Source organism: Nitrospirota bacterium, assembly GCA_016214385.1.
In the GTDB taxonomy this organism is placed as follows: Bacteria; Nitrospirota; Thermodesulfovibrionia; order UBA6902; family JACROP01; genus JACROP01.
On sequence record JACROP010000115.1, the window covers coordinates 1 to 9,280 of the forward strand.

Consider the following 9,280-nt stretch of genomic DNA (forward strand, 5'->3'; position numbering starts at 1 on the left):
TCATCTTGCATATTTTTATTTTCTGTTTTGTTTTCCTCTCGCCTATCATTAAAAAGTAAGCAACAAGTGTGCCAAGCATTATTAAAGTTTAAAACTCTGTTATCATCTTTTTTGATGGCATCGTAAAAAGTCGTCATTCCTGCGAAAGCAGGAATCCAAAGAGCATGTAACTACTTGAAAAAACTGGATTCCCGTTTTCACGGGAATGACAAAAAAAGGCATTTCTAGACTTTTTACGAGTTCATTAAATTTGAAATTGAAAAAATTTGCCTATTTTTGTTTTATACTAATAATTGATCACTATTCATTGATAACTGTCGTAAATGGTGGGCGTAGCTCAATGGTCAGAGCACTGGACTGTGGCTCCAGGTGTTGGGGGTTCAAGTCCCCTCGCTCACCCCATGCAAATATCATTGAAGAGTGCAAATTGTAAATTGCAGATTTAAAAATAAAAGGATGAAAAATTTGCAATTTGAACTTTACAACTTGCATTTTACAATGGAGCGAAGCGAGTTGCGCCTGTAGCTCAGTGGATTAGAGCATCGGCCTCCGGAGCCGAGGGTCGGAGGTTCGAATCCTCTCAGGCGCGCTTGCAAATTCGCTTTGCGAATTTGCAAGTTGTTAGGGTTAGCTGTTGGGGATTAGTAAAAATTATTTTTGTAGTTCACTAACTACTAACCCCTAATCCCTAACAAGCTGTAGTAATCGGGCCGTTAGCTCAGTTGGTAGAGCAGCTGACTCTTAATCAGCGGGTCGCAGGTTCGAATCCTGCACGGCTCACCATGATTTTTTAACAGTTAAAGAAATCGGCATACAATTGTCCTTCACCCTCTCAATCCTAAGTACCCTGATATAGAGCTTAAGAAGGGGAATAAATACAGAGTTGTAGGGAAGGTTGTTAAGAAGGAAAAGAGGTATTAGATGCAGGCTCAGGGCTCACGCTCGACTGCCGGTTTCATCTTCACTCAGCTTTCGCAATTTATATTACTTTAAAGTATAATACTCGTAAGTAACCTTCCACCTTCCGACCTTGTTGAACTTCATGGAGGCGAACAAGGCTGTCCCCTCAGAACTAAAAACAAAGGCAGAAAAGGTGCAGTGGGGCCAAAGGATGCCAAGATCGATGTTGTCGGTCTTAACAACCTTCCCTACGACCTATGAAATCACCTTGACTTTTGTTTCACTATAATATATAGTTTCACCATATGGTGAAACAGGCTTCTACAGTGAAACAGTTTCCAGAGAAAGATCTGCTTAAAAAAGCACAGAAAAGTATGACGTCTGTCCTTTCCGATATTCCCTTCCTTAAACTAAAGGAATCTAAAGCCAATGTCAGAATTGATAATAAAGAAGTTGATTTTGTATTGAGCACTCTTATTTCCGGCAAGCCAGCGAAATTCATTATAGAAGTAAAATCACAAGGCGAGCCTCGTCTTGTAAGAATGGCAATTGCTCAGCTTAAAGAATATCTTAAGAGCTTTAAAAACTCCTATGGCATACTGGTTGCTCCTTATCTCAGTGATGCAAGCAGACAGATATGCAAAGAGGCAGGCATAGGCTGCGTTGATCTGGCAGGGAATGCAGTTCTATCCTTCAAGAATGTATTTATAGACAGGAGCGGCAGACCTAATCCTTTCGTTGCTGCTCGTATCTCAAGATCCGTCTTCTCCCCGAAATCAAGCAGAATACTGAGGGTGCTTCTCTCAGATCCTTCAAAGAGGTGGTACGTTGAAGACCTGTCAAGGGAAGCTGGCATCAGCATAGGGCTAACCTCAAGGGTTAAACAGGCGCTTCTTTCAGAGGAATGGATTAAGGAAGAAAATAAGAGCTTCTATCTTGCTAAACCACAAGAAGTGCTTACTCAGTGGGTCAATAATTATTCCTACGAAAAGAATCCGGGCTTTTCATTCTATTCAGGTTTTTCAGAAGACCAGCTTGAGGCGGCAATCAAAAAGGAGTGTGCAAAAAGGAAGTATCGTTATGGTCTTGCATTATTTTCAGGTGCAAGAAAAGTAGCGCCGTTTGTAAGATTTATGCGGTTCTTCTCTTATATTGATGGCAACATTGAGAATATTGCAAAAGCCCTGAAACTGAAAAAAGTAGAGACCGGGGCAAATGTCACTCTTTTGCAACCATATGATGAAGGCGTATTCTATGGTCTTCGGGATATTAACGGCATTAGTGTTGTATCTGACATCCAGTTTTATCTTGACCTTAAAAGTTATAAAGGAAGGGGCGAAGAGGCAGCACAGGCCATATTTGAACAAAGGATAAAAACCAGATGGTAAGCAAAAGCCAATACGGAGACAAAGAGATTAAGGCCTGTAAAGCTGTCCTTCTTGAACTTGTTCATCTCCTCGGTGAGATAAAAGATGAAATGGTAATAATCGGAGGATGGGCTCCAACATTTCTATTTCCACAGTCTGATGATCCCCATGTCGGCAGTCTTGATATTGATGTTGCCCTGGACTTTTCAAAAATTCCTGATGATACTTACCAGACAATCCTAAAGGCATTCCTTAAACGTGGGTATACGCAGGATAAGGAACAGCCTTTCAGATTTTTCAGAAAAGTGAAGATTGAAGGGACAGAGCCGATAAATGTCGAGGTTGACATCATGGCCGGAGAATACGGAGGCACAGGCAAAGGTCATAGGACACAGAAAGTTCAGGACATCCGTGCAAGAAAAGCCAGAGGCTGTGACCTTGCCTTTGATTCTTCAATTACTGTTACACTCGAAGGGGAACTTCCTGACGGAGGAAAAGATAAAGTAAGCTTTAAGGTTGCAGGGATTGTCCCAATCCTTGTGATGAAGGGAATGGCGATGTTTGGCAGGATGAAAGAAAAAGATGCCTATGACATTTATTATTGCATCGAGCATTATCCCGGAGGTATAGAAGGGTTTGCCTCAGAATTCACGCCTCATATAAAAAACAAACTCATCATCGAGGGTCTTGAGAAAATAAGAAGTAAGTTTGCCTCCGTAGAGCATATAGGTCCGAAATGGGTGGCAGACTTTCTTGAGGTGGCAGATAAAGAGGACAGGGATATAATCATGCGTAGGGCGTATGAGAAGATTTCTGAGCTTCTCGATATCCTGAGGATTTCTTCATGGGAAGAAAAGGCTCAACGAAAAACTGCATTTTAACCCATGATGGACGTGTCCAAATTTTGTGGTTTTTTGGACATGTTCTGCTTATGTGGGCATGATGTGGACATGAGAAAAAGGAGATTATTTTGAAGCTGAGTTTTATAATAGTGGGAAGGTTGTGGAGAAGAAGAAGTATTAAAGGATATCTGATATTCGTATTTTATCGGTGATTTTTCAGGGAAAAAATGAAAAGCTTGACTGAGATAGTTAATCAAATTAAGCAAGTTGTTAAAATTGCTGCGAGCACTCCCCAAAACCCTGAAAAGAAACTACGTGAAATAGTCTCCCCAATCTGGGAAAACTTCCTGGAAGAAAAACGTCTCGGCCTCAATCTCCAAGATACGAGATGAACTTACATTAGCAAATGGGCGGGCGGACACTGTCTTTAATCGTCTTATTTTTGAATACAAGAAGCCTTATGCTATAAAGCCGGATAATAATAAGAACCGTCAGCTCATCACACAGGTTTCAGGTTATATCCTCGACTTTGCAAAAAAAGAACGATTCAGCAAGGAACGTCTATTAGGTGTTGCTTTCGATGGAGATCACTTTCTTTTTACAGAACAACGTTCTCGCAACGAGCACAACCTTTCAGAAGAGATGCGAGGCATTGAAGGTGGACATACTTATGTTGTAGATATTGCTAAACTACAAGATTTTGAACAGACCTTTGTCTTTGGTGATATAGTCCGTACCATTTATGAGTTATTTGCTGAATCTGATGAAACGCTTACCCTTCCAGAGAAAGTTATTATTTTTGTTGACGAGCTAAACAAGTATGCTCCAGCAGGAACAAAAGAATCTCCACTTATTGAACAAATTTTAGATATTTCAGAAAGAGGACGTTCTCTCGGAGTGATTTTATTCTCGGCACAACAGTTTATGAGTGCTGTTCATCAACGTGTGACAGGCAACTCAGCAACAAAAGTTTTAGGGAGAACAGCGTCAGCGGAAGTGATGCAGCCAGATTATCGATTTTTGGAACAGGATTTAAAATTGTCTCTTACACGATTATCAAAAGGCGAATTATTGGTTCAACATGCAATTTTTCGTCAGCCGGTAAAGGTAATATTTCCTAAGCCTGCGTATAGGCAGGGATGACTTGATGAGGGGAGAGGAGTAAATTGAACAAATGAGAAAGGATGTTTAATTAATGTCAGAGGAAAAACAAATAGAAAAGTTTTTTGTTGAAGAGCTAAAGATCATTCAGGACATAATTAAACGATTGGCCTTCAATTCTTTTATAATTAAAGGTTGGGCTGTCACTCTGGTAATAGCAACCCTTCTTTTAAAAGTCGAACAATATCAAGTCATTATAGCTTTTATCCCGCTTGTCGGGAATCCTTCCGACTCTTGTTCCTGCTCGTCAGGAATCAGTTCGGAATCATGAAGAAGGATGCTGGACAAGCCAACATGACAGGAAGTGAAGAAGGATTTCGGACAAGCCGAAATGACAGAAAAGGGCATTAAATTATGATATGAGCTCCTTTATTTGTCTCATATGTATTGAACGAGTACAAAGGGTTGACAACCCTAATTTGAAAACTTATATTTGAGACGGATATAGAATCAATATAAAAAAGAAGGTTAGGCTACAATGAAAATAGGAACTAAAGAAAAAGGGACGATTTGTGCTCTAAACAATATCTCTCAAAAATATCCATTTGCTGCGTCATTGTTGGCATATGCAATAATTGAAAGAATTTTTAAAGAATACATAATAAAGAACAGAAAAAATAAATCACTTGTTGATTACTCCTACTACAAATCCTCGTCTTCAGGCCAGATTAGTCTAGGAAAATATTATAAATGTAAAAAGGGTGAATTTATAAAGAAATTTATTAAGCGAATCACATTAGGGGATGCGCAGATAATTGTTATAGCTAATAAAAAGAAAAATTATGCAACAGCCCGTAATGACTTGATGCATTCAAATTCATATCTTCTCGAACAAAGGAAGTATACTAAAACTAAGCGTCGCAACATCAACATTCAGAATTATAGAAATGCGATCAAACATTTAAAGTTTGTGATTAATAGTTTCTCTGATTTCAAGATAGTCGTAAGGAATAATGTCATCTCAATCTCTTAATTATGTTCGAGCAGCCTAACGACTCACTCCACGGGACGGGCAATAGCCCGCCCGTGATTTCAATCGTTAAAAACAAACTATTGATTTAAGCTTTTAGACCTTCAGGCTGACAATGCTCGCTGTTTTACCCTCAGCCAGCTTAATAATTTTTTATAAGGAAGGGTGTTAAGGACATCGGCCTTCTCAAGCCAACCCCTCTTTGCTATGCTTACACCATAAACCATATAGTCGAGCTGCGAGATTATGTGAGCGTCTGTACTTATAACAAGGGGAATCCCCATTTCCTTTGCCCTTTTTGTATAAATGTCATTTAAGTCGAGACGCAGGGGATAGGCATTTATTTCTATTGCTGTGCCGGTTTTTTTCGCCATTTTTAAGAATTCTTCCATATCAACTTCATAAGCGTCCCTCTCGCCTATAAGCCTCCCGGTTGGATGGGCAATGACTGATACATATGGGTTTTTTGCAGCAGAGACAAGCCTGTCTGTGAGCTGCTCCTTTGACTGCCTGAAGCCTGAATGTATGGAAGCGACAACAATGTCGAGTTCCTTTAAGACTTCATCTGGATAATCCATTTTGCAGTCGCTTCTTATATCAACTTCAACCCCGGCAAGAAGGGAAAAGCCCTTTAATTTTTTATTTAAGGCATCTATTTTTTTCTTTTCATTTAGGATTTCTTCACTGCTAAGGCCCCTTGCGATGCCAAGGCCTTTTGAGTGGTCTGTTATGGCCAGATACTCATAGCCCCTCTCTTTTGCTGCCTCCACGAGCTCTTCAAAACTATGGCTCCCATCACTCCATTTAGAATGGACATGAAGGTCTCCTTTTACATCTTTAAGATCTATCAATTCGGGAAGCCTTCCAGCCATTGCTGCCTCAATCTCACCCATGTCCTCTCTCATCTCAGGCTGTATAAAAGGAAGGCCAATGGCCTTATAGACATCGGCCTCGTCTTTCCCCCCGATTCTCTTGCCTGTCTTCTCCTTGAAAATCCCGTATTCATTTATCTTGAGCCCGGCTTTTACAGCCATTTCTCTGACCCTTATATTGTGTGCCTTGCTTCCAGTAAAATAAGCGAGGGCTGCGCCAAAACTCTCCTCCTCCACAACCCGCACATCTACCTGTAGTCCCTCGTGTGTGACTATGCTCGACTTTGTCGGACCCTGCATTAACACGTCTTTAACATGGGGCAAATTTATAAAGGCATGCATTACTTTCTTTGGGTCTGAAGATGTGGCAAGGATGTCTATATCTTTAATCGTATCCTTCCACCGCCTCAGGCTTCCACAGAGTGAAAGTTTTTTTACAGGTGCCTTCTCTTTCAGTTTTTTTAGGATGTCCTGAGCAAGGGGAAGAACTCTTCCAATGGGCTGTCTCTCCTTCCCCCGTTTTATCATCTCTATACCCTTGAGAATATTCTCTTCGGTCTTGGCCTGAATCCCTGGAAGGCCCTTCAGCCTGTGCTGCTTAGCCATATCCTCAAGCTCATCAATGCTTTTTATCTTGAGCCTGTCATAGAGGAGTTTGGCAGTCTTCGGGCCAAGGCTCGGGACGTTAAGGAGCTCCACAAGGCCAGGAGGAACTTCTTTTTGAAGTTCCTCATAAAAAGGCATGCGTCCTGTTTTTACATACCCTTCAATCTTTCCAGCCAGATCCTGGCCAATTCCTGGAATCTTTGTGAGCTCTTCTTTGGAGACCTCGGCCACATCTTTTGGAAGGCCCTCGATATTTTGTGCTGCCCTTCTGTATGCCCTTATTCTGAAGGGATTTTCTCCTTTGATTTCGAGGATGTCGGCAATGGCATTGAAAATTCTTGCTACTTCCTGATTTTTCATAATTTGCCCGGCTTTTATCGTTTTCTTTTCAACGGCTTTGTGGGTTTTGGCTTTTTTGCGGGTTTTTCAAGAAGAGTCTTAAGTTCCATTGCATTTTTTGGTGCATAGCCAAAGGCATCATTGTTAAAGTAGATATAAACATCCTTACCCTCTCTCATATAGGATTTTATCCTCCTGGCATCTTTCTTTAACTGTTCGGCGCTGTAGGATGTTGCATAGCTTCCGCCTTCGCCATGTCTGCGTATATATACAAAATCGGCAGTAATGGGCAAATCATCTATGAACTCAGGCCAATCGGCCATTGTGAAGGCAATATTTGCTCCCTCGAGAAGCTTTGTTATTTTTGGCGTTATCCAGCTCTCATGTCTGAATTCAAAGGTATGGCGGACATTATAGGAAGACAATAGCTCAATAAAGCTCTTCAAACGTGGCGGGTCAGCCCTGAAAATAGGTGGAAACTGCCACAGGGCTACCTCAAACTTTTTCCCGAGGGGAGCTGCAACATTAAAAAAACTCTCAAGGGGCATTTCCACATCCCTCAGCTTTTTAATATGCGTGATGAATCGGCTTCCCTTAAGGCTATAGGAAAAACCCTCTGGAGTTTCTCTATGCCATTTATCAAATGCCTCTTTCGTAGGAAGTCTGTAAAAGGTCACATTCAGCTCAACCGTGTTAAACTTTTCTGTATAAAAATTCAGCCATCTTCTCTGTGGAAGGTCTGCTGGATAAAAGACTCCCCTCCAGTCTTTATAGAGAAATCCGCTGCAGCCTATTTTAAGTCGTGGCATCTTGAGGCAAGTATACACCAAACAATTGAGAATTCAAAATTTAAAATTCTTCTATTATTCCTCCGCCGAGGACAATGTCTCCGTCATAAAAGACTGCGCTCTGCCCTGGGGCAGGGGCCCACTGGGGAGTATCGAATTCAACTGAAACCCTGCTGCCATTAATTGGAGTAATGGTAGCTGGTTCTTCTTTCATGGCCGAGCGGATCTTTACAGATGCCCTGAAGGGGTATTCGGGTCGTTGCGACTCGTAACTGAGTGGTTCTTTGGATGGCCAGTTTAAATCCTTCACTGAAAAACTCCTTTTCATTGCAGTTTCCCGTTCTCCCACAATAACTGCGCGGTTAGGTTTATCAAACCTTATTACATACAATGGCTTGCCAGCCGGTCGGATCGACCCCAAACCAGCCCTCTGGCCAATGGTGTAAAAGGCTATACCCCTGTGTTCGCCAATTACCTTTCCGTCAATATTGACTATCGGCCCAGAGGTAGATGCCTCAGGATTTAAGCCTTTTATAAATTCTCCATATCGGCCATCGCCTACAAAACATATCTCCTGACTTTCAGGACGCTCTGCTGTTATAATCCCGGCTGCAGAAGCAATCCTCCTTGTATCTTCCTTGAAGAGTCCAGCGAGTGGGAAAATGGTCCTGCTCAATTGTTCCTGATTCATCACATAAAGCACATATGATTGGTCCTTCTTCGGGTCAAGACCTTTTTTCAGATAAAACCTTCCGTCTTTCTGTATTACCCCTGCATAGTGGCCTGTTGCAATCAGGTCTGCTCCGAGCTCCCTGGCCTTCGATAAGAGAAAATTAAACTTTATATGCTTATTGCAGAGTATACATGGGTTAGGGGTCTTTCCAGAGAGATAATCTTCGCAGAAAGGCTCAATGACATACTGCATAAATGAATCCTTTACATCCACTGAATAATGGGGAATTCCAATGCCTTCTGCCACCTTTCTTGCACCTTCGATGGCCTCAACCGAGCAGCATGTCTTGAAGTTTTTTCTCCCCCTCTGCTCCCACAGCTCAAGGCTCAGGCCAAAGACCTCATAGCCCTGCTTCTTAAGCAGATACGCTGCTACAGAGGAATCTACCCCTCCACTCATAGCCACAACTACCTTCATAAAAATATTTTAACATAGAAAAGAGGTGGGGGATTTGGGAAATATAAAACAGGAGTTCCCCCAGAAATAGGGTATAACCGAGGATAAGTCTTTAAGAGAAAAGCAAAAACTGTTATTACGAAGTGGTAGTTGATTGTTTTGGGAAAATGAGAAGATTGGATTCCCGCCTTCGCGGGAATGACGTGTCATGGTTTAGCTTATTACCCGTAAACCGAGGAAGGACTGCTTTTTCTCTCCTTTCTTCGCGGGAATGACGTGTCATGGTTTAGCTTATTACCCGTAAAA

7 protein-coding genes and 3 tRNA genes are annotated in these 9,280 nt (G+C 41.6%); 7 read left to right on the plus strand and 3 right to left on the minus strand.

The genetic code is table 11. The annotated features are described in order from the left end of the window. The first annotated feature begins 326 nt into the window (after positions 1 to 326). The 7 genes from HZC12_07280 (at position 327) to HZC12_07310 (ending at position 5,243) form a co-directional block, all read left to right on the plus strand. Positions 327 to 402 (plus strand) — tRNA-His (locus HZC12_07280). A gap of 113 nt (positions 403 to 515) precedes the next feature. Continuing rightward, positions 516 to 589 (plus strand) — tRNA-Arg (locus HZC12_07285). Between the two features lie 118 nt (positions 590 to 707). Continuing rightward, positions 708 to 783: transfer RNA gene (locus tag HZC12_07290), tRNA-Lys, on the plus strand. A 422-nt stretch (positions 784 to 1,205) separates the two neighbouring features. Then, positions 1,206 to 2,288, plus strand: coding sequence for a hypothetical protein (locus HZC12_07295; protein MBI5026515.1), 1,083 nt, complete (start codon positions 1,206 to 1,208; stop codon positions 2,286 to 2,288). Further along, a complete protein-coding gene (locus tag HZC12_07300; protein ID MBI5026516.1) occupies positions 2,282 to 3,148 on the plus strand; it encodes a hypothetical protein in 867 nt (288 codons plus the stop codon). The genes HZC12_07295 and HZC12_07300 overlap by 7 nt, the downstream gene beginning before the upstream one ends. Positions 3,149 to 3,751: 603 nt before the next feature. Then, a complete protein-coding gene (locus tag HZC12_07305) occupies positions 3,752 to 4,252 on the plus strand; it encodes an ATP-binding protein (protein MBI5026517.1) in 501 nt (166 codons plus the stop codon). Positions 4,253 to 4,748: 496 nt separating this feature from the next. After that, the gene (locus tag HZC12_07310; protein MBI5026518.1) at positions 4,749 to 5,243 is read left to right on the plus strand and encodes a hypothetical protein; all 495 of its coding nucleotides are present in this window, start codon (positions 4,749 to 4,751) and stop codon (positions 5,241 to 5,243) included. A gap of 101 nt (positions 5,244 to 5,344) precedes the next feature. Here the strand turns inward: HZC12_07310 and polX are convergent, their stop codons facing one another. The 3 genes from polX to mnmA are packed head-to-tail and all read right to left on the minus strand — an operon-like array spanning position 5,345 to position 8,995. Further along, positions 5,345 to 7,078 carry a DNA polymerase/3'-5' exonuclease PolX gene (gene polX, locus HZC12_07315; protein ID MBI5026519.1) on the minus strand — a complete coding sequence of 578 codons (1,734 nt, stop codon included), beginning with the start codon at positions 7,076 to 7,078 and terminating at the stop codon, positions 5,345 to 5,347. A gap of 14 nt (positions 7,079 to 7,092) precedes the next feature. Further along, on the minus strand, positions 7,093 to 7,866 hold the full coding sequence (locus HZC12_07320; GenBank protein ID MBI5026520.1) for a DUF72 domain-containing protein: 774 nt from the start codon (positions 7,864 to 7,866) through the stop codon (positions 7,093 to 7,095). Between the two features lie 40 nt (positions 7,867 to 7,906). Beyond that, positions 7,907 to 8,995, minus strand: a complete 1,089-nt coding sequence (gene mnmA, locus HZC12_07325) for a tRNA 2-thiouridine(34) synthase MnmA (protein ID MBI5026521.1) — start codon at positions 8,993 to 8,995, stop codon at positions 7,907 to 7,909. Positions 8,996 to 9,280 lie beyond the last annotated feature (285 nt).